Source organism: Pseudonocardia bannensis (assembly GCF_012911875.1).
Classification (GTDB): domain Bacteria; phylum Actinomycetota; class Actinomycetes; order Mycobacteriales; family Pseudonocardiaceae; genus Pseudonocardia; species Pseudonocardia bannensis.
The window spans coordinates 1-24,257 of the sequence record NZ_JAAXKZ010000064.1 but is presented as its reverse complement, the minus strand read 5'-3'; the positions used below and the strand labels follow the sequence as shown (position 1 = coordinate 24,257).

Annotated in this window: 26 protein-coding genes; 10 read left to right on the top strand and 16 right to left on the bottom strand. The window is 74.3% G+C overall.

Going from position 1 to position 24,257, the window contains the following annotated elements; translation table 11 throughout:
- Window positions 1-6: 6 nt before the first annotated feature.
- Window positions 7-900 (bottom strand): formyltetrahydrofolate deformylase, encoded by an 894-nt coding sequence (gene purU, locus HF519_RS17425; RefSeq protein WP_169414018.1) that lies wholly within the window; start codon window positions 898-900, stop codon window positions 7-9.
- Between the two features lie 115 nt (window positions 901-1,015).
- Here purU and HF519_RS17420 point away from each other — a divergent pair, with 115 nt between their 5' ends.
- Window positions 1,016-2,230 carry an MFS transporter gene (locus HF519_RS17420; protein WP_312860163.1) on the top strand — a complete coding sequence of 405 codons (1,215 nt, stop codon included), beginning with the start codon at window positions 1,016-1,018 and terminating at the stop codon, window positions 2,228-2,230.
- Between the two features lies 1 nt (window position 2,231).
- Here the strand turns inward: HF519_RS17420 and HF519_RS17415 are convergent, their stop codons facing one another.
- On the bottom strand, window positions 2,232-2,738 hold the full coding sequence (locus tag HF519_RS17415; protein ID WP_169414017.1) for a DUF2505 domain-containing protein: 507 nt from the start codon (window positions 2,736-2,738) through the stop codon (window positions 2,232-2,234).
- Between the two features lie 24 nt (window positions 2,739-2,762).
- On the opposite strand from HF519_RS17415, the gene HF519_RS17410 reads away from it, so the two are divergent.
- The 4 genes from HF519_RS17410 to HF519_RS17395 all read left to right on the top strand — a co-directional run bounded on the left by HF519_RS17410 (window position 2,763) and on the right by HF519_RS17395 (window position 6,703).
- Window positions 2,763-3,812 (top strand): UDP-N-acetylmuramate dehydrogenase, encoded by a 1,050-nt coding sequence (locus HF519_RS17410; protein ID WP_312860162.1) that lies wholly within the window; start codon window positions 2,763-2,765, stop codon window positions 3,810-3,812.
- A 189-nt stretch (window positions 3,813-4,001) separates the two neighbouring features.
- Window positions 4,002-5,144, top strand: a complete 1,143-nt coding sequence (locus HF519_RS17405; protein ID WP_169414015.1) for a L,D-transpeptidase — start codon at window positions 4,002-4,004, stop codon at window positions 5,142-5,144.
- A 94-nt stretch (window positions 5,145-5,238) separates the two neighbouring features.
- Window positions 5,239-6,408 (top strand): L,D-transpeptidase, encoded by a 1,170-nt coding sequence (locus HF519_RS17400; RefSeq protein ID WP_169414014.1) that lies wholly within the window; start codon window positions 5,239-5,241, stop codon window positions 6,406-6,408.
- A gap of 61 nt (window positions 6,409-6,469) precedes the next feature.
- Window positions 6,470-6,703 carry a hypothetical protein gene (locus HF519_RS17395; protein ID WP_169414013.1) on the top strand — a complete coding sequence of 78 codons (234 nt, stop codon included), beginning with the start codon at window positions 6,470-6,472 and terminating at the stop codon, window positions 6,701-6,703.
- Between the two features lie 22 nt (window positions 6,704-6,725).
- On the opposite strand, the gene HF519_RS17390 is transcribed toward HF519_RS17395, so the two are convergent.
- Complete coding sequence (locus tag HF519_RS17390) at window positions 6,726-7,460, bottom strand: SDR family NAD(P)-dependent oxidoreductase (protein WP_169414027.1); 735 nt, start codon at window positions 7,458-7,460, stop codon at window positions 6,726-6,728.
- A gap of 145 nt (window positions 7,461-7,605) precedes the next feature.
- On the bottom strand, window positions 7,606-7,857 hold the full coding sequence (locus HF519_RS17385; protein ID WP_169414012.1) for a DUF2530 domain-containing protein: 252 nt from the start codon (window positions 7,855-7,857) through the stop codon (window positions 7,606-7,608).
- Window positions 7,858-7,906: 49 nt separating this feature from the next.
- On the opposite strand from HF519_RS17385, the gene HF519_RS17380 reads away from it, so the two are divergent.
- Both HF519_RS17380 and HF519_RS17375 read left to right on the top strand, forming a co-directional pair.
- Entirely contained in the window at window positions 7,907-9,385 is a 1,479-nt protein-coding gene (locus HF519_RS17380; RefSeq protein ID WP_169414026.1) for an NCS2 family permease, read from the top strand.
- Between the two features lie 43 nt (window positions 9,386-9,428).
- A complete protein-coding gene (locus HF519_RS17375; protein ID WP_312860161.1) occupies window positions 9,429-10,733 on the top strand; it encodes an MFS transporter in 1,305 nt (434 codons plus the stop codon).
- Window position 10,734: 1 nt separating this feature from the next.
- Here HF519_RS17375 and HF519_RS17370 read toward each other — a convergent pair whose 3' ends face one another.
- From HF519_RS17370 to HF519_RS17320, 11 genes are all read right to left on the bottom strand, one after another.
- Complete coding sequence (locus HF519_RS17370; RefSeq protein ID WP_169414011.1) at window positions 10,735-11,025, bottom strand: hypothetical protein; 291 nt, start codon at window positions 11,023-11,025, stop codon at window positions 10,735-10,737.
- A gap of 86 nt (window positions 11,026-11,111) precedes the next feature.
- Window positions 11,112-11,318: a hypothetical protein gene (locus HF519_RS17365; protein WP_169414010.1), complete on the bottom strand. Its 207-nt coding sequence runs from the start codon at window positions 11,316-11,318 to the stop codon at window positions 11,112-11,114.
- Between the two features lie 190 nt (window positions 11,319-11,508).
- Window positions 11,509-12,903 carry a glycoside hydrolase family 16 protein gene (locus HF519_RS17360; protein ID WP_169414009.1) on the bottom strand — a complete coding sequence of 465 codons (1,395 nt, stop codon included), beginning with the start codon at window positions 12,901-12,903 and terminating at the stop codon, window positions 11,509-11,511.
- Window positions 12,904-12,951: 48 nt separating this feature from the next.
- The gene (locus HF519_RS17355) at window positions 12,952-13,581 is read right to left on the bottom strand and encodes a hypothetical protein (RefSeq protein ID WP_169414008.1); all 630 of its coding nucleotides are present in this window, start codon (window positions 13,579-13,581) and stop codon (window positions 12,952-12,954) included.
- A 4-nt stretch (window positions 13,582-13,585) separates the two neighbouring features.
- Window positions 13,586-14,722 carry a VldE C-terminal domain-containing protein gene (locus HF519_RS17350; protein ID WP_169414007.1) on the bottom strand — a complete coding sequence of 379 codons (1,137 nt, stop codon included), beginning with the start codon at window positions 14,720-14,722 and terminating at the stop codon, window positions 13,586-13,588.
- Window positions 14,723-14,725: 3 nt separating this feature from the next.
- A complete protein-coding gene (locus tag HF519_RS17345; RefSeq protein WP_169414006.1) occupies window positions 14,726-16,171 on the bottom strand; it encodes a putative type IV secretion/conjugal transfer ATPase in 1,446 nt (481 codons plus the stop codon).
- The gene (locus HF519_RS17340; protein WP_169414005.1) at window positions 16,168-17,634 is read right to left on the bottom strand and encodes an SCO6880 family protein; all 1,467 of its coding nucleotides are present in this window, start codon (window positions 17,632-17,634) and stop codon (window positions 16,168-16,170) included. Before HF519_RS17340 ends, HF519_RS17345 begins: the two co-directional genes overlap by 4 nt.
- The gene (locus HF519_RS17335) at window positions 17,631-18,746 is read right to left on the bottom strand and encodes a hypothetical protein (protein ID WP_169414004.1); all 1,116 of its coding nucleotides are present in this window, start codon (window positions 18,744-18,746) and stop codon (window positions 17,631-17,633) included. Before HF519_RS17335 ends, HF519_RS17340 begins: the two co-directional genes overlap by 4 nt.
- Window positions 18,743-18,988: a hypothetical protein gene (locus HF519_RS17330; protein ID WP_169414003.1), complete on the bottom strand. Its 246-nt coding sequence runs from the start codon at window positions 18,986-18,988 to the stop codon at window positions 18,743-18,745. Before HF519_RS17330 ends, HF519_RS17335 begins: the two co-directional genes overlap by 4 nt.
- The gene (locus HF519_RS17325) at window positions 18,985-19,662 is read right to left on the bottom strand and encodes a hypothetical protein (RefSeq protein ID WP_169414002.1); all 678 of its coding nucleotides are present in this window, start codon (window positions 19,660-19,662) and stop codon (window positions 18,985-18,987) included. Before HF519_RS17325 ends, HF519_RS17330 begins: the two co-directional genes overlap by 4 nt.
- On the bottom strand, window positions 19,656-20,549 hold the full coding sequence (locus HF519_RS17320; protein ID WP_169414001.1) for a hypothetical protein: 894 nt from the start codon (window positions 20,547-20,549) through the stop codon (window positions 19,656-19,658). Before HF519_RS17320 ends, HF519_RS17325 begins: the two co-directional genes overlap by 7 nt.
- 50 nt (window positions 20,550-20,599) lie before the next feature.
- On the opposite strand from HF519_RS17320, the gene HF519_RS17315 reads away from it, so the two are divergent.
- On the top strand, window positions 20,600-20,740 hold the full coding sequence (locus HF519_RS17315) for a hypothetical protein (protein ID WP_169414000.1): 141 nt from the start codon (window positions 20,600-20,602) through the stop codon (window positions 20,738-20,740).
- A 320-nt stretch (window positions 20,741-21,060) separates the two neighbouring features.
- Here HF519_RS17315 and HF519_RS17310 read toward each other — a convergent pair whose 3' ends face one another.
- Window positions 21,061-22,569, bottom strand: a complete 1,509-nt coding sequence (locus HF519_RS17310; RefSeq protein WP_169413999.1) for a glutamate-cysteine ligase family protein — start codon at window positions 22,567-22,569, stop codon at window positions 21,061-21,063.
- A gap of 164 nt (window positions 22,570-22,733) precedes the next feature.
- Here HF519_RS17310 and HF519_RS17305 point away from each other — a divergent pair, with 164 nt between their 5' ends.
- Both HF519_RS17305 and HF519_RS32950 read left to right on the top strand, forming a co-directional pair.
- Window positions 22,734-23,546: a TrmH family RNA methyltransferase gene (locus HF519_RS17305; protein WP_169413998.1), complete on the top strand. Its 813-nt coding sequence runs from the start codon at window positions 22,734-22,736 to the stop codon at window positions 23,544-23,546.
- 64 nt (window positions 23,547-23,610) lie between these two features.
- Window positions 23,611-24,102, top strand: coding sequence for a DUF2537 domain-containing protein (locus tag HF519_RS32950; RefSeq protein WP_169413997.1), 492 nt, complete (start codon window positions 23,611-23,613; stop codon window positions 24,100-24,102).
- Window positions 24,103-24,257: the final 155 nt, after the last annotated feature.

Sequence of the window (24,257 nt, the reverse complement as noted above, 5' to 3'; positions counted from 1 at the left end):
GGCGTATCAGTGGAAGACCACGGTCTTGTTGCCCTGGACCAGCACCCGGTCCTCCAGGTGCCAGCGCAGCCCGCGGGAGAGCACGAGCCGCTCGATGTCCCGCCCGCGGCGGACCATGTCGGCCACCGTGTCGCCGTGGTCCACCCGGATCACGTCCTGCTCGATGATCGGGCCGGCATCCAGGTCGGCGGTCACGTAGTGGCAGCTCGCGCCGATCAGCTTGACCCCGCGGGCATGTGCCTGGTGGTAGGGCCGGGCGCCGGCGAACGAGGGCAGGAAGCTGTGGTGGATGTTGATCGCCCGCCCGGCCCAGGCGGTGCACAGCTCCGGCGGGAGGATCTGCATGAACCGGGCCAGCACGATCGCGTCGGGGTCGTGCACGTCCACGAGCTTGCGGACCTCGTCGAACGCGGCCGCCTTGGCGGCGGCGCGGTCCGGGGCGTCCGGGCCCGGGAACGGCACGTGGTGGAACTCGACCCCGTGGGCGCGGACGATGTCGGCCAGCCCCTCGTGGTTGCCGATCACCGCCTCGAGCTGCACCGGCAGCTCACCCGCGGCGACCCGGCCGAGCAGGTCGTGCAGGCAGTGCGGTTCCTTGGTCACCAGCAGCACGGCCCGCTTGAGCACGGCGGTGTCGGTGACCTGCCAGCTCGTCTCCGGGCCGAACTCCGCCGCCACCTCGGCGAAGCGGGCGCGCAGCTCGTCGGCGTCGAAGGGCACCGAGTCGGCGCGCACGACCTGGCGGGTGAAGAACCAGTTCTCCTCCGGCTCGGCGTGGTATGCGGCCTCGACGATCCAGGCGCCCGCGTCGGCCAGGAATCCCGAGATGCGGGCGACGATCCCCGTGCGGTCGGGGCAGCTGAGCGTCAGGACGTATCGCCGGTCGGCAGCGGGTTGCACGAACCGAATCGTGCCACGCGCGCCGGGACGCACCGCCGGGATCCCGGGCCCGCGCGAGCACCGTCACACCGGGAGGCCGGTGCGCGCGAGCGCACCCGCGGGGCAAGCTCTGGCGGTGAGTGTCCCCGAAGCGGATCGCACGCGCCGCCGCGCGGTCGCCGCGATGACCTTCGCGACCGGCGTGATCATCGCGAACAACTACTACGCACAGCCGCTCGAAGCCGCCCTGGCCGCCGAGTTCGACGCTCCGAGCTCCGCGGTGGGTGCGGTGCTCACGATCATCCAGCTGTCCTACGCGCTCGGGCTCGCGACCCTGGTCCCCCTCGGTGACCTGCTCGAACGCCGACGGCTCGTGGTGACCACGCTCGGCGTCACGGTCGCGGGACTCGTCGTGGTGGCCGCGGCGCCGACGCTGCCGGTGCTGGCCGCGGCCGCCGGCTTCGTCGGGTTGACGACCGTCGTGGCGCAGGTGCTCGTCCCGTTCGCCGCCGAGATCGCCCGCGACGGCGAGCAGGGCAAGGTGGTCAGCACGGTGATGAGCGGGCTGCTGATCGGCATCCTGATCTCGCGTGCGGTCGCCGGGCTGGTCGCCGAGGTGTTCGGCTGGCGGGCGGTCTTCGTGCTCGGGGCGGTGCTGACGGCGGTGGCGGCCGTGGCGCTCTGGCGTTCGCTGCCGGTGGTGCCGCAGACCACGACCATGAGCTACCCGAGCCTGCTCCGCTCGGTACTCACCCTGATCCGCGAGGAGCCGGTGCTGCGGCTGCGGATGGCCTACGGGGCGTCGGTGTATGCGTCCTTCGGCGCGCTGTGGACGTCCATCGGCTTCCTGCTCGCGGCGCCGCCGTTCTCGTTCGGTGACGCCGCGATCGGCCTGTTCGCCCTGTTCGGGGTGGCCGGAGCGCTCGCCGCCCGGTTCGCCGGCGGCCTCGCCGACCGCGGCTGGGCGCACCGGGCCACCGGGGCGTTCATGGCGGTGGCGGCGGCGTCGTTCGCCGTCTTCGCCCTGGGCGCGCACTCACTCGTCGCGCTCGCCGTCTCGCTCGTCGTCTTCGATTTCGGTGTGCAGGGCAGCCACATCAGCAACCAGAGCGTCGTGTTCGCGCTGCGCCCGGAGGCCCGCAGCCGGGTCAACACCGCCTACATGACGATGTACTTCCTGGGTGGGGCGACCGGCAGCGGGCTGTCCGCGGTCCTGTACGCGAGCCACGGATGGGCCGCGGTCTGCTGGATCGGGGCGGCGTTCCCGGCGGCGGGGCTGCTGGCCTGGGTCGTCGAGTCGGTGCACCGCCGCCGCACCCGCACCGTGACCGCCGCCCCGTCGACGTCGTGAGTCAGCGCAGGTAGTCGAGGGTGAACGCGGTCTCGGAGGCCAACAGCCGCGTGACCTGCTCGGCGATCGTGTCCTCGATCTTGCCGCCGATCAGCGGGACCTTGACCGTGACGTCGGCGTGCACCACGAGCTCGCTGTTCCCGGCGTCCGCCCCGTTGAGGTCGGCCAGCCGCATCCAGCCCGAGGCCGCGGCCGGGGTGCCGGGGATCCGGACGGTCACCTCACCGTCGTAGTGCCCCTCGCCGCGGCGCGTCCAGCTCTCCGAACGCTCGATGACGATGTCGCCGGTCAGGACCTTCTGCACGATCGCCGGCAGGTGCTCGGCGTCGAGGCCGTGCCGGAGCCGGTAGCGGGCACCGTGCACGTCGGCGGAGTGCTCCAGCAGGGCGGCCCCAGGGCCGCCGAGGCGCTCCAGCCGGGCCTGCAGGTAGTCGGGATCCACCATCGTCGCGTAGACCTCGTCCGCCGGATGCAGCGAGGTGGACCGGTAGTCGATCGAGCGCGCCATGGGCGGAGGCTACCGTTGCCGGTCGTGCGTACCCCTCCACCGATCGTGGCCGCTCCGCTCGCTCCGCACACGACGCTGCGCCTCGGTGGGCCGGCGGACCGGCTCGTCGAGGCCGACTCGGCCGCCGCCGTGGTCGACGCGATGCGTGCCGCCGACGCCGCGGGCGAGCCCGTGCTGTTGCTCGGTGGCGGATCCAACGTGGTGCTGGCCGACGCCGGTTTCCCCGGCACCGTCGTGCGGGTGACCAGCAGCGGACAGCGCACCGAGCGGCGTCCGGACGGGACGGTGCTGCTCACCGTCGAGGCGGGGGAGGACTGGGACGGCGTCGTCGCGTCCACCGTGGCGGACGGTCTCGGCGGGCTGGAGTGCCTGTCCGGGATTCCGGGCCGCACCGGGGCCACCCCCGTGCAGAACGTGGGGGCCTACGGCGTGGAGATCGCCGAACTGCTCGTCGACGTGGACCTGTACGACCGGCGGACGGGCACGGTCCGGTCGCACGTGCCGGCCGCCGAACTCGGCCTGGGCTACCGCACGAGCATCCTCAAGGGCCGCGACCACGCGATCGTGCTGCGGGTGCGTTTCGCCCTGCCCGGGGGCGCCGACAGCGCCCCGATCCGCTACCCCGAGCTCGCCCGGGCCCTCGGCGTCGAGCCCGGTGCCCGGGTCCCGGCGGCCGCGGCCCGCGAGGCCGTGCTGGGGCTGCGCCGGGGCAAGGGCATGGTGCTCGAGGCCGTCGACCACGACACGTGGAGCGCGGGGTCGTTCTTCACCAACCCGGTGCTGCCGGAGGCCGAGGTCCCGGGCGTCGAGGGGCTGCCCCGGTGGCCGGCCGGAGCCGGCCGGGTCAAGCTGCCGGCGGCCTGGCTCATCGAGCACGCCGGGTTCCGCCGGGGCCATCCCGGCCCTGGCGGGCGGGTCGGGCTGTCCACCAAGCACGTCCTCGCGCTCACCAACCGCGGTGACGGCACGACCGCCGACCTGCTCGAACTGGCGGCGGAGGTGCGGTCCGGGGTGCGCGACCGGTTCGGTGTCACGCTCCACCCGGAGCCGGTGCTCGTGGGCTGCGCGCTCTGAGTTCTGCGCTGGGTCACTCGCTGCACCCGGTTGGCCGGCACGACCACACGTACGTGCGTCACCCGATGCGGTGGCCATCGTTGAACCGGATACGGGGCGATCATCGCGCGCAAACGGACCAACCAGGCGAGGCAACCGGATCTCCCCTCATGCGTCCTTCAGGACGAGACCGGCAGTACGGGGGAGAGAATGCGACGGATCCTGCTGATCCTGGCCGTGGTGCTGATCGCGTCGGCGGGCGCGATGACGGCGGCGACCGCCGGCCCGGCACTGTTCGGCCCGGAGGTGACCTACCGCCCCGGCGTCGGCGTCACGGACACGAACCCGGCGGACCCCGTCGGCGTCAGCGTCACGGGCGGCACGCTCGAGGCGGTCCGGTTGCTCACGCCGGAGGGCCGCGAGGTCCAGGGCGCGCTGACCGAGGACCGGTCGGGGTGGGGCGCCACCGAGCCGCTCGGCTACGGCCGCACCTACACCTGGAGCGGCTCGGCCACCGGCGCAGACGGCCGTGCGGTCCCCCTCGAAGGGTCGTTCACGACCCTGACCCCGCAGGAGCGAATGCGCGGCATCCTCAACATCGGCCCCGGCGCGACGGTGGGCATCGCGGCCCCCGTCCAGATCCAGTTCACCGGCCACGTCGCCGACCGGGCGGCCGTCGAGCGCAAGCTCAGCGTGACGACGTCGGTTCCGGTCGAGGGCGCCTGGGGCTGGCTGCCGGACGAGAACGGCGGCTCGCGGGTGCACTGGCGGCCCCGCGAGTACTGGCCCAGCGGCACCACCGTCACCGTCCGGGCCCCGCTCTACGGCCACGACTACGGCGATGGTCGCTATGGCGCGACCGATCTGAACAGCACGTTCACCATCGGCCGCGCCCAGGTCGTGACGGCCGACGTCGCGACCCACCGGATGATCGTGACGGTCGACGGCGAGCAGGTCGCCGACTACCCGGCCAGCTACGGGCTCGAGTCCGACCCGGGCCGGGTCACCCGCTCGGGCATCCACGTCGTCACCGAGAAGTTCACCGAGAAGCGCATGGTGAGTGAGCGCTACGGCTACGACGCGGTCCAGGACTGGGCGGTGCGGATCAGCAACAACGGTGAGTTCGTGCACGCGAGCACCGACACCCTCGGCGCGCAGGGCAAGGAGAACGTCACCCACGGATGCATCAACCTGGCGCCCGCCGACGCCGAGGCCTACTACCACACCGCGCTCTACGGCGACCCCGTCGAGGTGAGGGGCTCCTCGGTCCAGCTCGCCGAACGCGACGGCGACTTCTGGGACTGGACCCTGTCCTGGGAGCAATGGAAGCGACTCTCGGCGCTTTCGGCGTAACCTTCTCGAGTCCACCATCGCGCCCGGGCGGGGCGACTGACGCGCGGCCGCCGCGTCCACCAGGGTGGGAGCGGGGCTCGCTCGGGGGAGAGGAATGCGACGACTTCTGCTGGTCCTGGCCGTCGTGACGGTCGGACTGGCCGGCCTGATGACCGTGGCGACGGCTGCGGGCCGCATCGGCGGGGACGCCGCGACGCCCACGCTGCTCGCACCGAAGGCCACGGTGCGTTACGAGCCCGCGGCGGGCGCCGGGGGGGTCAACCCCGCCGCACCGGTCGCCGTGACCGTCGCCGACGGCACCCTCGACACGGTCGATCTGCTCAACGAAGCCGGAGCGCGAGTGTCGGGCGCGCTGAACGCCGACCGGACGACGTGGACGGCGAGCGAGTCGCTGGGCTACGACAGGACCTACACGTGGCGGGGCATCGCCACCGGCTCCGACGGCCGCAAGGTCCCGGTCGAGGGATCGTTCGCCACGGTGAAGCCGAGCGAGAAGGTCCGGGGCACGCTGAACATCGGCGACGGCCGCACCGTCGGCATCGCCGCCCCGATCCAGATCCAGTTCAACGGCCACGTCCGCGACCGGGCCGCCGCGGAGCGCGCCCTGGCGGTGACCACGTCCGTGCCCACGGAGGGCGCATGGGGCTGGCTGCCCGACGAGAACGGCGGCTCCCGGGTGCACTGGCGGCCCAAGGAGTACTGGAAGCCGAACACCCGGGTCACCGTCACCGCGAAGCTCTACGGGGTGGCCTACGGCGACGGCCGGTACGGTGCCGCCGACGTGACCAGCACGTTCACGATCGGCCGCGCGCAGATCGTGAAGGCCGACGTGAACTCCTTCCGGATGGTCGTGATGCGCAACGGCCGGCAGGTGGCCAGCTACCCGGCCAGCTACGGGCTCGGGTCCGACCCGAACCGGAACACCCGCTCCGGCATCCACGTGGTCAGCGAGAAGTTCACCGACAAGCGGATGATCAGCGAGCAGTACGGCTACGACGTGATGGAGAAGTGGGCCGTGCGGATCAGCAACAACGGCGAGTTCATCCACGCCAACCCGGCGTCGTCGGGCGCTCAGGGCTCGTCCAACGTGACCCACGGCTGCGTCAACCTCTCGCTCGAGAACGCCCGGGCGTACTACGACACCGCTCTCTACGGCGATCCGGTCGAGGTCACCGGCACCCCGATCGCGCTCTCGGCGAAGGACGGCGACATCTGGGACTGGACGCTGTCCTGGCAGCAGTGGAAGGGCCTGTCCGCCCTGTAGGTGCCTCGCAGGTCACTCCCGGTGGGGGTTCCCGGCCCGGCGGTTCGGGTACGGCTGCCCCATGAGCGACCGCACCGAGCCCGCCCTGGACGACCTCGACGACCGCGCCGCCACCCGCGCGGAGCCCCTGCCCGAGGAACGTGCGGTGGAGCAGGCCGGGGAGGACCGCGAGACACGCGAGTCCGAGGCCACGGAGATCCTGCGCGACTCCGAGGAACGGGTCGCCGACGCGGCCGGATCGGACACCCCTGCAGACGCCGCCGACGAGCACCGGCGGTCGGAGGAGACGGCCTGACCGTGAGGACGGCCGGCCCGGGTCAGCCCTCGCGGTGGGCGCGGCTCGCCGACGCCTGGGCCCGTGGCTTGAGCACGATCTGATCGATGTTGACGTGGGAGGGGCGGGTGGCCGCGTAGGCGATGGCGTCGGCCACGTCGTCGCCGGTCAGCGGGGTCAGTCCGCGATAGACGTTGCCGGCCTTCTCGGCGTCGCCGCCGAAGCGGACCAGGGAGAACTCCGTCTCCACCATGCCCGGGGCGACCTCGGTCAGCCGGATCGGCTGGCCCAGCAGTTCGCCGCGCAGCGTGCGGTGCAGCATGGCCTGCGCGTGCTTGGCACCGGTGTAGCCCGCCCCGTTGTCGTAGGGCTCGAGCGCGGCGATCGAGGTCACGGTGATGATGTGCCCGTCGCCGGAGGCGAGCAGCGCCGGCAGCAGGGCCTGGGTGACCCGCAGCGTGCCCAGGACGTTGACCTCGTACATCCAGCGCCAGTCGTCCTCGTTCGCCTCCGCGACGGGCTCCAGACCCTTCGCCCCACCGGCGTTGTTGACCAGCAGCCTGGCCTCGGGCACGGCGGCGGCGAAGGCCTCGACCGACTCGGGGTCGGTGACGTCCAGCCGGATCGCGGTGCCGCCGATCGCGGCGGCGAGTTCGGTGATGCGATGCAGCCGGCGGGCGCCGAGGACGACGGCGAAACCTTCGTCGGCCAGTCGGCGAGCGGTGGCGGCGCCGATCCCGGAGCTCGCCCCGGTGACGACGGCGACGGGTCGGTCGATGATGGGGGGCGGTGGGATGGAAGTCACCTCCGACACCCTAGAACGCCGGATCTCCCCGATCCCCGGACTCCCCGTCGTTTAAAGCGCCCCACAGCGGCAACAAACGGGTGGATCGCTGTTGTGGACGTCCGGAGGCGAGATGCCCTCAGTCGAGGCCCTGTTGCGCACCACGTGCCCCGCGCCGGGCCGCCGCGCGCTGCCAGCGGAAGATCCCGTAGCCGATCCCCCCGAGCACGGCGCCGGCCACACACGTGGTGAACCAGATGTCCAGCGGGCGCCCGGCGATCAGGTACGCCAGCAGCAGCACCGACGCGCCGGCCAGCCACCCCAGGGTGCCCACCGCCACGACCATGCTCATCTCGCCGAATCGGCGGGGCAGAGGTGGCGGATCGATCACAGTCCCAGCCTACGGGCTCGCTCGGGCTTACGGTGACCGCGTGAATCGCATGACCCCGGTCTCCGACGTCGAGCAGCCGACCGGTAGGACCTCGCGCCTCGAGCGTCTGTTCAGGATCTCCGAGCGCGGGTCCACAGTGGGCCGCGAGCTCCGCGGCGGTCTCGTCACCTTCGTGACGATGTCCTACATCATCGTGCTCAACCCGCTGATCCTCGGCAGCTTCGTCGCCGACAGCCCGGGCGCGAAGGTCGACGTGCTGGGTAACATCCTGCCCGTCGCCCAGGTCGCCGCGGTGACCGCGCTGGTCGCCGGCGTGATGACGCTGCTGATGGGGCTGGTCGCCAACTTCCCGTTCGCGATCGCCACCGGCCTCGGGATCAACACGCTGGTCGCGGTGACCTTCGCGCCGCTGATGACGTGGCCCGAGGCGATGGGCCTGGTGGTGATCGACGGTCTGATCATCATGCTGCTGGTGGCGACGGGTTTCCGTACCGCCGTGTTCAACGCCGTCCCGCCGGAGCTCAAGGCGGCGATCGCGGTCGGGATCGGACTGTTCATCGCCTTCATCGGATTCGTGGACTCCGGACTCGTCCGGCGCCTCCCCGACGCGGCGAACACGACGGTGCCGGTCGGGCTGGGCATCGGCGGCTCGATCGCGTCGTGGCCGACGGCCGTGTTCGCAGTGGGCCTGCTCATCACCGGGATCCTCGTGGCCCGCGGCGTGCGGGCCGGCATCCTGATCGGCGTGGTGACCACCACCGCGATCGCCATCGTGGTGGAGGCGATCGCGCAGGTCGGACCGTCCGCCGGGACGAACCCCAAGGGCTGGTCGCTGAGCGTCCCGGCCCTGCCCGACAGCATCGTCGGCTTGCCCGACCTGTCCCTGGTCGGGGACTTCTCCTTCGGCGCCTTCGCGCGCCTGGACTTCATCACCGTCGCGCTGCTGATCTTCACGCTCGTCCTCGCGAACTTCTTCGACGCGATGGGCACGATGACGGGGCTGGGCAAGCAGGCGGGCCTGATCGGTCCCGACGGTCAGCTGCCGAAGGTGGGGCGGGCGCTGATGGTCGAGGGTGCCGGCGCGGTGGTCGGCGGCGCCGCGTCCAGCTCGTCGAACACGGTGTACGTCGAGTCGGCGGCGGGCATCGCCGAGGGCGCCCGCACGGGGCTCGCCAACGTCGTCACCGGTCTGCTGTTCCTGGCTGCGATGTTCTTCACCCCGCTCTACCTGGTGGTCCCGATCGAAGCGGCGGCACCGGCCCTGGTGATCGTCGGGGCGCTGATGATGCGGCAGATCGCCGAGATCGACTTCACCGACTTCCGGATCGCGCTGCCGGCGTTCCTGACGATCGTGGTCATGCCGTTCACCTACTCGATCGCGAACGGGATCGGCGCCGGGTTCATCAGCTACGTGCTTCTCGCGGTCGCGACCGGCCGGCGGCACGCCGTGCACCCGCTGATGTGGGTGGTCGCGGTAGCGTTCGTCGGGTACTTCGCGATCGGCCCGCTGAAGCTGCTGCTCGGCTGACGAGGGGGTCCGCCGGGTGTAGTTGCTGTAAGCTAACTAAATTGTGAGCGCCGTTCTCGACTCCCCGACCGGCTCGTCGTCCGCGCCCGCCCCCGGGGGCGTGTTCGCCTCGCTGCGGGTGCCGAACTACCGGCTGTTCGCCGGTGGCCAGGTGGTGTCGCTGATCGGGACCTGGATGCAGCGGGTCGCCCAGGACTGGCTGGTGCTGGACCTGTCGGGCGGCAGCGCGACCGCGCTCGGCATCGCCGCCGCGCTGCAGTTCTCCCCGACGCTCGCGCTCTCGCTGTGGGGCGGCGTGCTCGCCGACCGGGTGGACAAGCGGCGGATGCTGATCGCGGTCCAGGTCGCGATGGGCCTGTGCGCGCTCGTGCTCGGGCTGGCCGACGTCTCGGGTGTGGTCACGCTCTGGCAGGTGTACCTGCTGTGCCTGCTGCTCGGCTGCTTCTCCGCGCTGGACGTGCCGGTGCGTCAGGCCTTCGTCTCGGAACTGGTCGGGCCCGGACAGGTCGGCAATGCGGTGGCCCTGAACTCGCTGACGTTCAACCTGGCCCGGATCGTCGGGCCGTCGGTGGCCGGGCTGCTGATCGTGGCCGTCGGCACCGGCTGGGTCTTCCTGATCAACGCGGCGAGCTTCGTCGGGGTGGTCGCCGGCCTGCTGCTGATGAACCAGGCGGGCCTGTTCCGCAGCGAGCGCGTGCCGCGAGGGTCCGGGCAGCTCCGGGAGGGGCTGCGCTACGTGCGGGGCCGCCCGGATCTCGTCGCCGTGCTCACGCTGGTCTTCCTCGTCTCCACCTTCGGGATCAACTTCTACATGACGCTGGCGCTGCTGGCGCGCAACGTCTTCGGCCGCGGAGCCGAGGCGTACGGGTTGCTCACCACGCTGCTGGCGGTCGGCTCCGTCATCGGTGCGACGCTCGCGGCACGCCGCGCCGGACGGCCCCGGCTGCGGCTGGTGGTGGGGTCCGGGCTCGTCTTCGGGGTGCTGGTGACCGCGGCCGGCCTGATGCCGACCTACCTCGCCGCGGGAATCGCCCTCGTACCGGTGGGGGTCGCGGCGCTGACGTTCACCACCGCGGCGAACGCGACCGTGCAGCTGTCCGTCGATCCGACGATGCGCGGGCGGGTGATGGGCCTGTACATCCTGCTGTTCCTGGGCAGCACGCCGCTGGGCGCGCCGCTGCTGGGCGTGCTGGCGGAGCGGCTGGGCGGTCGGGCGCCGCTGGTGGTGGGCGGAGCGGTCACGGTCGTGTCGGTGCTCGTCGTCGGGGCGCTCCTGCTGCGTCGCTGCGGGGCGGGCGGATGGAACCCGATCGGATGGGTGCGGGCCTTGCGAACAGAGCAAGGTTAGGCTAACTTAATGACGTCGCTTCGTGGTGGGAGCGGCGCGTCAGTTCGGGAACGGAGCGGGCCCCGGCCACACGGCCGGGGCCCGCTCCGTGTGCGCACCTGTCAGGCGGGCCCGGGGTCTCGGCGACGGGTCGGCGCGACATCAGCCCGGCCACGGCCGCGGGCGGCGCCGCGCCCGGATCGGTGAGCAGGCCGGGAGTGAAGGGCAGGCAGGCGACGGCGCCGATCGCGCAGGCCGGGAACGTCACCTGCAGCGCGGGCAGTCGTCGCAGTACGGGCTTCCGGGCGAGCACGCCGACCGCGTAGGTCCCGCCGCGACGACGCACAGCGCAACGCCCAGCACGTCCGCGGTCTGGGCCCGGGCGGTCGCCGCCCCGGATCAGGACGGCGCCGCCGAAGGCGACCGTGGCGCGATCACCAGCCGGCGCGGGAAGCCCCCGCCCAGTAGAAGCCCGGCGAACAGCGCGAAGGGCACCGGACCGATGTTGACGAGCATCGCCGTCGTCCCGGCGTCGACGCGCTGCTCGGCGGCGTTCAGCGCGACGTTGTAGACCGCGAACCGCGCCAGCCCGCAGACCAACAGCACGAGGCCGGGATCGTGGACGGTCGGGTCACGCCGGAACGCCGGAGTTTCCTCTGGTGCTTGATCGAAAGTTAGGCTAACCTCAGTCGTGTCGCTTCGTGGTGGGAGTGGCGCGTCAGTTCGGGAACGGATCGGGCCCCGACCTCCGGGTCGGGGCCCGATCCGTGTCCAGGCGGGCGGGGCGTTCGCCGGCTCACCCGCCCGGCCGAGGGCCGGCGTCCGGATCCTGTGCGCTCGTACCGCCCGTTCCGTCCCAGGGGTACTGCCGCACCCAGTCGACCTCCATCCGGGACTCCGCCGGGGTTCCGCCGCGGGGGAACCAGTCCAACTGGATGCACAGGTGCATCGGGCCGGGCGGGAGGACGCTCGTGTCGGTCGTGCGATACCACTCCTCGCCGTCGACGTAGGCGGTGATCGACTCGGGCGTCCACTCCACCGCCCAGTTGTGCCATCGCGTCGCGTCGATCTCGACCTCGCCGTGGACCTGCGAGTTGTCCTCGCCGTAGTGGACGACGACGCCGGTCTTCTGCCGCGCGGGATCCACCACCTCCATGAAGTCGATCTCGCCCCCGACCGGGAAGTCCTGCGCGTCGGGCCACAGCAGGAGCAGCGCGTTGTACGACGGGTCGCCGGCCGGGACACGGACCCGGCCCTCCCACCGTCCGTACTTCTGACCCCGGCCCCAGGCCAGCCCCCCGGTGGTGCCCGCGGAGTCACCGGTGATGGTGAGGACACCGTTCTCGACGGATACGGCGCCGGGGGAACGGGTCCCCCGGCCCGCGTACCCCGGGCCGTCGTAGCTGCTCCACTGCTCGGTGCCGCCGTCGAACTCGTCGGCGCGGTTCGGGGTGCCCCAGCCGTACCGCTCGGCGGCGGTGGTTCCGGCGGTGCCTCCCGCGGCGCCGCCTGCCCGGGCGCCGGTCGTGGCGCCCGCGACCGGGGCGCCCGCGCCGGCGCTCTCGTTGCCGATGCTCCGGTCCATGTCACCGCTACCGGCGCTTGGTCCGTCCATCATGGCCTCGCCGGCGCGAGTGCTCGGGCCGGAACCGCCCTCACCAAGCGATCCGGGGACGCTGTCGGCAGGACCGTCTTCGCTCTCCACCTCCGGCGCGGCTTCCTCGGGGTCACGGGTGGGCCCGGAACCGTCGTCCACCGAACCGGCCCCGGGCTCGGGCTCGGACCCGGGCTCGGGCTCGGGCTCGTCGAGATCCCGGCCGGCGGCCCCGACGTCGGAGTCGAGCGAGGAGCCGTCCCGGGTCGCGTCGGATCGGGAGGAGCCGGGATCGGACGAGGAGACGCCGGAGCGGCTGCCCCCGCCCGCGGTGCCGGACTCGCCATCGGAGGCGGTAGCCCCGCGGTGGCCGGCGTCCGCCGGCGCCGCCCGCGGTCCGCTCGCCGTCGCGGGGCCGGCTCCGGCCTCCCCCGAACCCCCTCCGACCGGTGCCGGCTCCACCCGCACGACCGTCGTCCCCCCGGGGCGCCCGCCCGGATCGGGTGCCTGGGTGCCCGGCCCGATGGCGATCACCACCACGGCGACCCCGGTGGAGAAGTAGCGGCGGATCAGCTGCTCGAGCTCGTCGATGGTCATGCCGGTGCTCCTCGTCCTTGCCTGTCCTTGCCCGTCGTTCCTGGTCGCTCAGCCCTCCCCGACGGGGAGGTCGGGAGCCGGCGGGGTCGTGGGGGTCTCCGTCCTGACCAGCCAGCGGCCGTCGGGCTGCCGCGCCAGCACGAGGTAACCGGCGATCTCACCGCGTTCGAGGGCGGTGTCCGGGGCGCCCGGGGGCCCGGTCGCGGTCGCGACGGTGGCCCGGTAACCGCGGCGGGAGCCCCGCCGGTCGGCCGCCACCAGCTCGAGCGACGTCACGGTCGCCGTCCGCACCGCACCGGGTGGGGGCGCGTCGATCACCACGACCCCGACCTGCGCCGGCACGCTCCCGGGTGCGGCGTAGCCGGCGGCGCGCCGGTGGGTCCGCCCCGCGTCCTCGCCGACCGCGCCGTGGGCCGCGACGAGATAGGCCCGGGCGACGGCGTCCGGATCAGTGGGCCGCACACCGGGATCGACGACGGGGTCGCCGGATCCGCGCCCGATCGCGGGCGCCGCCAGTTCGCTCCGGTCGGCGGCGCCCAGGACCGCGCCGAGCGGCCGTGTGTCGGGCCGGGTCTCCTCGATGGACGGCCGGCCGAGTAGCAGGACGGTGACGAGCATGACGATCGCGGCCAGGGCGGCGGCGAGTGGACCGAGTTCCCCGTGGACGCGCCGGTTCACGACGTCACTCCGCGAAGCTCACGTGCAGGTGGTCGTAGTGTCCGCCGGTCGCGTCGCGGACGTCGTAGACCCCGCCGCCGGTGTAGCGCCGGCCCCAGCCGCCCTGATCCGAGACGCTCGGATCCCAGTACCGGCCCTGCCAGATCAGATACTTGACGCGCAGCGGCCCGGCGTTGCCGCGGAACCACTCGGTCAGCCGCCAGCCGTTCGCGAGCTCCTCGCCCTCCGGGAACACGCCCGGCTCGGTGGGGAACAGGTCGCACGCCCTGCCCCGCGGATGGTCGCTGCGGGGGTTCCAGGCGTGCTCGTCCCAGCAGCCCGCGGAGCGGATCACCGGGCCGTCCCGCCAGCCGCCGAACACGGCTGCGGCCGTCTCGAACCCGTAACGGGCGGCGCCGGTGAGGCAGCCGTCGCCGGTCGGGTCCGGCGCGGTGCAGCCGGTCGAGCCACCGGGGTAGGGATCCACGGGGGCCCCCGGGTCCGGCGCCGGTTCGGCCGGACCCACCGGCGCCGCGAAGCGCTCCAGGTAGCCGTGCACCCCGTCCAGGTAGCGCCGCACCAGGTCGGCACACCGGGCGCCACAACCCGCCTCGCCTTCCCGCGGGACGCCCGTCGCGCTCTCGATCACCCGCCGGCAGCCGGCGATGTGGCACACGAGCATCGCGTCCAGCGGGTCCGTCGTCTTGCCGGTCGCCGCGAGGTGCCCGGTCACCGCGCGCAGATTCGCGCAGATCCAGGGGATGGCCACCCGCAGATGGGCCGCGGCGTCGGTCACCTGGGCGTCCGGTCCCGGCGGGCTCGACGGCCACCGGGCACCGCCCGCGGCCAGCCAGTTCCGTTCGCTGAGCTGGTAGAGCCCGGCCGCGGCACCGTCCCCGTCGCCGCTGGTCGCGGTCGGGTCCCAGCCGGACTCGGCCTGCACCTGGGCGAGCACCCACAGCGGTGGCAGCTCGGGGCAGTTCGTCGCCGTCAGCTCGGAGATCAGCGGCAGCGCCTCCCGGGCCGGTGACGGCAGCCGAGCCTGGTCGATCCCCGATACGGACCCGGCCGGATCCTCGCTCGCGGCCCCGAGCAGCAGCAGGCCCAGCAGCGCGGCCAGCGCGGCGGCCAGCGGCCCGCGCAGCACGGTCGTCGCGCGCACGGCTCACCCGGGACCCTGAGCAGGGCGCAGTGCCCGGTCGGTGTCGTACAGACCGGTCTCCGTGGGGGTCAGGGTCAGTCCGACCGGCAGTCCGACCCGCTCGCCGGACTTGATCAGGTACCGCCCTCGGCCCGGATGCACCGCCCCCGTCGTCCACGAGGGCGGCCCCGCCCACGAGGTCACGAGAGCCGACTCACCGGCGCTGACCGGGACCAGCCCGCGCAGCGCCTCCAGCTCCCGCTTCGCCATGCCGCCGAGCACGAGCATCCCGCTGCGCGCCACCAGCCCGCGCGCCTTGGCCCGGTCGGCCTCGGTGGGCAGCGCCACGAGATCGTCGAGGGAGTGGGTCACCTGGAACGAGACGATCCCGCGGTGCCGGTTCAGGCGGGTGATCCGATCGGCTTGCTCGACCAGGCCGGGGGCGACCCGCAGCGCCCGCCACAGCTCGTCCTGCACGACGGCGACCGGCTCGGCGCCCTCGGGTCGTCCCGCGCGGCTGCCGTCCACCACGGCCGCCGACCAGGCCCAGGTGCAGAGCATGGCCGCGGCGAGCACGTCGTCGGCGTCCCCGTCGAGCGCGGAGACGTCGACCGCGACGGCCGGGGCGAGCGGGTCGGCCCGGAACGTCGATGGTCGATCCACGATGCCCCGCAGCGGGCCGTCGCACAGCAGCGCGAGCGTGTTGACCAGCTCCCGGATCGCCCGCCGGTAAGCCTCAGGGCCACGGGTGGCGACGATGCCGGGCAGCGGGTCGGCGCCGTGCAGCAGCGCGGCCAGCACATCGGGGATCACCGGGTCGTCGACCCTGGCGTCGGTCGCGGTGTCCAGGGCGGCTGCCAGCAACCGTCGTTCGGTGACCGGCAGCGGTTCCCCGCGTGCCACGACGAGCAGCGCCTCCAGCAGTGCGATGCGGCGGGCGCGCAGCGTGTCGGCCAGCGCGGCCCGGTCGCCGCCGACGGCGGCGCGCAGCGCGGCCCGCACCGGCGAACCGTCCAGCGGGTTGAGCGCGTGCTGCCCGCGGCCGATACGCCATACCGTGCCCCCGAGCGCCTCGACCAGCGGCCCGTACTCGCCCTTGACGTCGCCGGGCACGACCGCGGTGCCCCCGAACGCGACCAGGCCGGTGATCATCCGCTTCACGAAGGCGGATTTGCCGATCCCGGGCTGGCCCTGGACCCACACCCCGGTGCTCGACACCAGGCCGCGGCGCAGCCACTCCGCGGGATCGAGACCGACCGGCTCCGCGGTCAGCAGATGCCGGCCGATCGGGACCCCGTGCACCGGGGCGCCCGCTCCGATCGCGAACGGGAACAGCCCGCAGACCTGGCTGGTCGGGCCGACGTGCAGCGCCCCGCCCTCGACGTGCCCGGCGCGTCCGCCGCCGGGCGCCGGCCGGCCCCACGCTCGGGGTGCGTCGGCCGCCCGCAGCCCCACCGCCCGGGCGTTCATCGGGCCCGTCCCGCCAGGCCGCCCGGATCCACCCCGAGGCCCAGCGTCGCGGCGAACCCGACGGCCTGCGCGCCCCACAGGCGTCGCAACCGCAGCCGAGCCGCCCCACCGCGCTGTTCGACATCGGCCACCGCGGCGGGCAGCAGCGCCGGATCCTCCACGGTGGTCGTCACGTACAGGGTGAACCGGCCGAGCCCGGCGCCCTCCGCCTCCTCCCGGGCGGCCTGCTCGGCACGATCGCGGTCGTCGCGGTCGCGGTGGGTCTCGTCGCGGCGGGTGCGCTGTGCCCAGCCGAGCCGCACGTGCCCCGCGGTGACCTCGCGTTCGGCCTGCGCGGCGGCGGCGTCGGCCGGGTAGGGCAGGTAGACCCAGGTGACCCGCCGCGGGAACGGTCCCGGCGCCATCAACGGGACCAGCACCCGAGCGGTGACCGCCTGCCGCGGCGCCTCCTGCAGCGCCCAGCTGACCGACAGGCCGGAGTCGTGGCGGTACTCGCCCCACTCCTCGCGGGCCCCGACCGGGGCGGCCTCGGCCCAGTCGAGCAACCGCTCGGCGTCGTCGGCGTCGAGGATCTCGCCGCGGGCTGCGGGGTCGAACGCCGCCCGCACCCGCGCCGTCAGGTCGGCCACGGGTTCCCGGTCGAGCACGGCAACCCCGCAGCCCGCGAGCCCCGCCTCCAGCCCCGGTAGCCGGCGGGTGACCTCCGCGACGCCGTCGAGCAGATCGTCCGGGCGCGGGACGGCGCGGGACGGGTCCAGGGTGACGGTCACGTGCGTCGCGGTCTCCGCCGCCGCGGGGGCCTGTCGGAGCAGTTCGCTCATGGTGCGCCGCGCGGCCTCGGGGGCGTCGGGCCGGACGCGGCGCGCGAGGTAGCCGGCGGTGGTCGGGAGGCCGGAGGTGGTGCTGACCGTCACGGCGACCTGCCGGACGATCGGGCGGTGCCCGAGGTCTGCCAGCCAAGCGCCCCATCCGGCCACCCACTCGTCGGCGCACCCCGTGTCGGCGAGATCGAGACCCACCGGCGCGCAACGCAGCACCGCGGAGAGCGTCCCCGCCCGCCGGTCCCAGATCAGGGCCTGTCGGCCGCCCCGGCCGTCATCGGTGTCCAGCGGTACCAGCGGGGCCAGCACCCCGGGCAGTTCGTGGCCCGGGGGATGGTCGCTGAGCACGCCGGCGGAGAACTCGGTCCAGCCGCGAGCCCGGGCGACGCCGAAGCGCGCCCGGCGGAGCAGCACGTCCGCCGCGGTGTGCCCGCTGATCCGGAGGACCAGCCCGACGATCAGCACCGCCGCCGCTCCGGCCAGCGGCAGGGCCAGCCGCGGGACGATCGACGCCGCGAGCACCGGGACGAGAACGGCCCCGAACACTCCCAGGGTCTGGCCCGTGCTCAGCGCGCCGAGACCCCAGCCGCGCTCGGGACGCCAGTGCCCGTAGAGCCGGGGCTGCTCGGGCTGCGCGGTCACCGGGCCACCTCGAGCGCGGGGCGCCCCAGGTGCGGAGCTCCCGGGTCCCGGTGGCCGGACCGCGCGACTCGCGGGGACGGATCCGGCGACCCGCCCGCGTAGGCCGTACGACGCCCGGGGTCGGGGGCGGGCAGCGGGTCGGGCGCCCACGGGACGAACGCAGGTGGTGCGGGTCGCGCGCCGGTGGCGCCCGGGCCCGTGTGCTCGATGAACCCGGCCAGCGCCACCGCGCCCGCGCCCTGGCCGTGCCTGGTGAACCGGACCGCCCCGACGGCTCCGGCCGGGGCGGCCCGCCCCGGCGCCGGCCACCCACCGGCCATCCGGATCGAGGACCACGACAGCAGCCGCAGCGCCGCCGGCAGCACCGCGACCGCGAGGCCCAGCACCACGATGCCGGCGAGGACGCCGCCCACCCCTGTCGGGGCCTCGGGGGAGCCCAGGCAACCGGCCCCCACCGTGAACACCAGGGCGGCCGCCGGCTTGTGGACGACGAGCGCACCGGCCCACGGCGCGAGCCGGACCAGCCATCCGCGGGTCCCGGCGGTGAGCGACCCGGCGGCGGCCAGCGGCAGCACCGCGGCGATCGTGAGCAACGCGATCTGACGTACGAGAAGCGTCATCCACAGCGCGGCGGCGAGCAGCAGCACGCACACCGACGCGAGCAGCAGCAGGAAGGGCTCGGCCAGCCCGTCGCGGCCGGCGACCCGCTCGGCCGTCAGGGCGCCGACCGCACCCGCCGCGCCGGGGCCCGGCCCCAGCAGCGCCGCCGCGATCGCGTCCCCCGTGACCAGCGCGGCCTGCAGCACGGCCGTCCCCAGGGCGGTGGCCAGGACGAACCGCGCGAGCCCGGTCGCCACCGCGACGAGCGGCTCGCCGCGACGGAGCACCACGATGCGGATCGACTGCACCAGCACCGCGGTGGTGAGCACCCCGAGCAGCAACGGCCGCAGCACGGACTGCGAGCCTGCGACGGCAGGCTGGTCGAGCCCTGCACTGGGCACGGCGAAGGCGGCCGCCGCCTCAGCGGCCATCGAGGACGCGGCCCGGGCTGCCGACTCGACGATCGCGATGAACGCCGACCCCGGTTCGGCGGTGGGGTTCGGCCCGGTCATCCGGCGACCGTCCCGGCCACCACTCCGACGAGGGCCGCGGCCCCCGCGGCGAGCGCGAGACCGCCGAGTACCCACGTCGCGCCGACCAGGCCGTCCTGGGCCAGGGTGCTGCGCCGGCGCCGGCCCACCACGACCAGGCCGGCGCACACCAGCAGGGCCAGGGCGCCCGCGGCCGGTACGCCCCGTTCCAGCCATCCGGTGACGAGATCGGTGGCGCCGGCCAGCCCGATTGCGATGCTCATGGTCGTGCTCCGTTCAGTGCGGCGATCGGGGACGGGCCGTCGGGGCGGCGGGGTTCGGCGAGCCGGGCGGATCGCCGCGGCACATCGGCGTCGACGCGCTCGGTGGGCGGCACGATGCGGACGCCGCGCCCCGGCCGGACGCGTCCGCGGGCCGGCACCGGTGGCGGCTCGTGCTGGTGGATCGGCGCGTCGGAGCGCCGAGGCCGCGGGTCGTCCTGGCGGAGCCGGCCGGTTGCGGCGACAGCGCTCGCCAGCCGGCGCAGTGCCATGACGTAGGCGCGGAGCGAGCGGGGCAGCTCCTCGACCGGCTGGGCGAACAGCCCCGCAGCCTCGGTGAGCGGGTCGGTGAGTTCGCGCCAGCGGCCCACGCGCGGCAGTACGACGAGCGCGGCGAACTGGGGTTCGATCATCCGCAGCCGCGCGTGCAACGGCCCTCGGGTGGGCACGGCGCCGTCCGCGGTCACCGCCAGCACCGGGCGCGGGCCGGGCCCGAACCGGTCGGCGAGCGCGGCCGCGCAGCGCAGCGAATCCCCGGTGCAGCGGCAGACCACCACGTCGGTGCGGGTGTCGACGCCGCGGCCGGCGTCGTGCCCGCGCAGCGCGACGGCCACCGTCGTCGTCCCGACGCCGCCCGCGACGCCGGCGACCACCGGGGGATGCAGGCCGGTCACCACGCGCCGCCGGTGCGCCCGGCGACGGATGCGTCGTCGTCCAGGGTGGGGTCGGTCAAGTCGGCTCGGTCGGCGGGCGGCGGCTCGTCCTCGCCCAGGGTCTCCTCCCACGCGTCGACGACCAGGCGGCCGGCGTCGAGGGCGATCGGCACGCTGATGCGGATCCAGTGGGAGGCCAGGCTGCGCCAGCCGCGGCCGCTCGGCGCCGGCGCGACGGCCGGGATCCCGACGATCTCCGGCTCCGGCTCGACGGGGGGATCGCCGCGCCCGCCCACCCGGCGGTAGGGGGTGACCCGGACGCGGACGTCCACCAGCACCCGCCCGTCGCCGTCGGGCCGGACCAGCCCGGGCAGGGCGAACTCGGCGCGCTGCCGCCCGCGTCCGGACCAGCCCAGCCGCGCCGGGTCGCCACCGGGTACGGGCAGGTAGTCGGCGAGGACGAGGCCGCGGCGGGCCGGGTCGTCCTCGTCCCAGGACAGGTAGTCGACGGCGAACGCACCGGCCAGCGCCGCCGCCTCGGCGGGATGTGGCGGGGACGGCGGGTCCCCGAATCCCGGAGGCGACGGGTCGGCGTCACCGATCGGGGGGAAACCGTGCGGGTCCGTCGGTAGGTCGTCGATCGGGTCGGGCGCGAGCACGTCCTCCGTCCGGATCGGGCGCCGGGCGGGCCGGGCGGCCCGGGTGGCGGGGCCACCGCGGTCGTTCGCGGGACCGGCGACGTCCGGCGGGGCGGTCCACGGGCCGTGCGTCACGGGTGGGCCGGCGCTCCACCCCGGCCCCGGTGGGCCGTAACGGGGTGAGCCGTAGCCGGGTGAGGTGCCCTCGGGGATCCAGGGCGCCGAGCCGGGCGAGACCGGGGCGGGACGTCCGAAGAGCCGGAAGCGGGCCACCGCTCCTCACCCGTCCCGGCCGGGACGGGAGACGCAGGTGGTGCCGGTGGATGGCTCGGACATGGTTCCCCCGTCTGCGGGCGTGCGCCATCGGCACCCGGCGGGTGGGCCGGGTGCGCCACGGCTGGCTGGCCCCGGTCGGGCCGGGGCGGGCGATGGCGGTGGCGGAGTGCTGGGCGGCCCAGAGCTGATCGCCATCACCAGGACGGATCGAATGTAGGAGCGGCCGCCCGGCGTGGGAGGCCGAACGCGACCGGCATTCGCGATGGTGAATCCGGGAGGTGTGAGGCCGGTGACCGGCGATCAGTGGCGACGGTCGGGGCGGTCCGGCCCCTGTCGCGGCCGGGCGTGCCCCGGAGCGCGGCCTGCGCGCCCGGCCGGCGCAGATCTACCGCGACTCGCGCGCAGATCTACCGCGACTCGCGGAGAAGGTCTGCGACTCGCGCGCGGATCTACCGCCACTCGCGCGCGGATTTGCCGCGACTCGCGCGCGGGCTACCGCGACTCACAGTCAGGAGGGGAGGGGCCAGGTGTGCACCGGCTCGTTGGCCGCGGAGGCCTCCATGTATCGCGCGAGCATGCCGTGCAGCGCGGTCCTCCGGTCGGCGCCCCGGGCCTCGAGGGCGGCCACCGCGTCGAGCTGCCAGGCGCTCCCGGTCCGCCGGGTGACGCAGCGTCGCTCGATCACCGACAGGTAGCGGTCGGTGACCTCGCTGCTGACACCCCACCGGGCCAGACCCTCGTGCGCCTGCGGGAGCAGCTTGCGCAGCACCAGCTCGTCGGGCCGGATCCAGCCGGAGCCGGGCCAGTACAGCGGGCCCTCCATGCCGTGCCGGGCGGCGGTCGTGAAGTTCTCCTCGGCGGCCTCGAACGACATCGAGCTCCACAGCGGCCGGTCGGCCTCGACGAGCACGCGCAGCAGCCCGTAGAAGAACAGCGCGTTGGCGACCATGTCGACGGCGGTGGGACCGGCCGGCAGCACCCGGTTCTCCACCCGGACGTGCGGGGAGCCGTCGGCGATGTCGTAGACCGGGCGGTTCCAGCGCCAGATCGTGCCGTTGTGCAGTCGCAGCTCGTCGAGCCCCGGGACCCGGCCGGCCTCCAGGTCGGCCAGCGGGTCGGTGTCCTCCGTGACCGGCATCAGGCCGGGGAAGTAGCGGGCGTTCTCGGAGAACAGGTCGAGGATCGAGTTGATCCAGCGCTCGCCGAACCACACCCGCGGCCGGACCCCCTGGTTCCTCAACTCGACCGAGCGCACGTCGCAGGACTGGCCGAACAACGGGATCCGGGTCTCGGCCCACAGGCGCGAACCGAGCAGGAACGGGGAGTTCGCCCCGACGGCGAGCTGAACCCCGGCCAGGCACTGCGCCGCGTTCCAGTAGGCGGCGAACTCGCCGGGCGCCACCTGCAGGTGCAGCTGCATCGACGTGCAGGCCGCTTCCGGGGCGATCGTGTCGAAGTCGGCGACCAGCCGTTCGGGCTCCACGCTGTGCCGGCCGGACGGGTCGTCCCCCGCGATGTCGATGCGGATCGGTTCACCCCGAGCGGTCAGCATCTGCTCGTTGAGCACCGCGTAGCGCTCGTCGTCGGAGATGGCCTCCGCGACGAGGTGGTCGCGCTCCAGCGTGGGCAAGATCCCGATCATGACCAGGCGCGACGTGCAGTCCTGCGCCTTGGCGCGGGCCACGGCCAGCTCGTCGAGCAGGTGGTGCTCGAGGTGGCGCCACTCGTCACCGGGCAGTGGCCGCGGGGGCAGGTTGAGCTCGATGTTCCACCGGCCGAGCTCGGTCTGGAACTCCGAGGACCCGATCGCGTCGAGCACCGCGGCCCCGGTCAGCGCAGGCCGCAGCTCGCGGTCGACCAGGTTGAGCTCCACCTCGATCCCGGTCATGGGCTCGTCCTGGGCGAACGGGTGCTCTCGCAGCATCACGGCCAGCGCGTCGAGGCAACGATGCACCTTGGCTCGATACCGCTGGCGGTCCCGCCGACTGAACGTGGTCCGGTCGACGTCCTGGCCCATGCGTGAATTGCCTCCCTGCTCCCCCGTGCCCGGACGAGCCGGAGCCTGCGCACCGACGCCGGTCGGGCGACTATCCACCGTGACACACCGTCGATGTGTGCGGTACCGGCTGACCGGATGACGGAATCCGGGGTGCCCTAGCCGGCCTGCAACGATGCACCCCCGTGGCCACTATCACCCCGATCCAGGACCCGGACGACCCCCGCATCGACGACTACCGGGACCTGACGAACGCCGACCGCAGGCCGGACCGCCCCGGGGGCCGCGGCCTGGTGATCGCCGAGGGGGTCGTGGTCGTCCGTCGGCTGATCGACTCGCCCTACCCGGTGCGCTCGCTGCTCGGGGTGCCGCGGCGGCTCGCGGAGCTCGCGGACGACCTCGCCGGCCTCGACGTGCCCGCCTACGAGGCCGACGCGGACACCATGGCCACCGCCGTCGGCTTCCATCTCAACCGCGGGGTGCTCGCGGTGGCCGACCGCGCTCCGGCCCCCGATCCCGGCGAGCTCGCCGGGTGCGCCCGGGTCATCGCTGTGCTCGAGGGGGTCAACGACCACGAGAACCTCGGCGCGCTGTTCCGCAACGCCGCCGCACTCGGCGTGGACGGCGTCCTGCTCGGCCCGCGATGTGCCGATCCGCTGTACCGGCGCAGCGTCCGGGTCTCGATGGGACACGTGCTGCGGGTGCCGTTCGCGACCCTGCCCGGTGACTGGCCGGGGTCGCTGGACCTGCTGCGCGACGCCGGGCTGCGGGTGGCCGCCCTGACTCCGGCCGCCGACGCCGAGAGCATCTCCGCGGCCGGGCTGAGCGGCTGCAGGGTGGCCCTGCTCCTCGGCGCGGAGGGGCCGGGCCTGACACCCGAGGCGCTGGCCGCGGCCGACCGACGGGTCCGCATCCCGATGGCCACGGGTGTCGACTCTCTCAATGTCGCAACGGCCGCGGCGGTCGCGTTCCACGCGGTGTCCCCGGCCGTAATCTGATGCGGTGCGCCTCGCTGCGGGGGGTCAGGTGTCGCCCGGGAATCGACGGCCGGGCGATCCGGCGGTGCCCGAGGAACTCGAGACGGCGCTGACCGAGTGGGCGACCGTCGCGTCGACGGTCGGGACGAACGGCGGGCCGGCCGAGCAGAGCCTGGTGCGCCGCCGGGGCCGGCAGCTCGCCGGCCGGCTCGCCGAGGTGCTGGGCCGGCCGGTGGAGTTCACCGATCCGGTGACCGGGCGGACCGAGCAGGTGTGGGGCCGGGCCACCGGCCCGCTGCCACGGCTCGCGCCGGAGCCGGCGACGCCCTGGGCCACCGGACTGACGGTCTCGGCGTTCTTCGCGGTGCTCATCGCGATCGCCGACATCATGCTCAGCCGGGCGTTCGCGGACGCGTTCGGGTTGCTCTGGATACCGGCGAACGTGCTGGTGGCGTTCGGGCTGGCGCCGTCGCTGTGGCTGGTGCGACGCACCCCGTTCTGGCGCTGGCCCGCGTTCGGGGCCGCGGCCGGGCTGGTGGTCGCCTGGGTGTGCCTGCTGGCGGGCCTGCTGGGCTAGCGCTGCCCGCGCACGCCCAGCAGCACCTCGTCCCAGGAGGGCATGACGGGCTTGCCCTTCTTGGTGCGCCGGTTGCCCTGGGCCTGGGCCGCGGGGGGCTCGGCGGGTGTCTCCGCGGCCGGGGGCGCCGGTCCGCTCGGTGACCACCCGCAGGC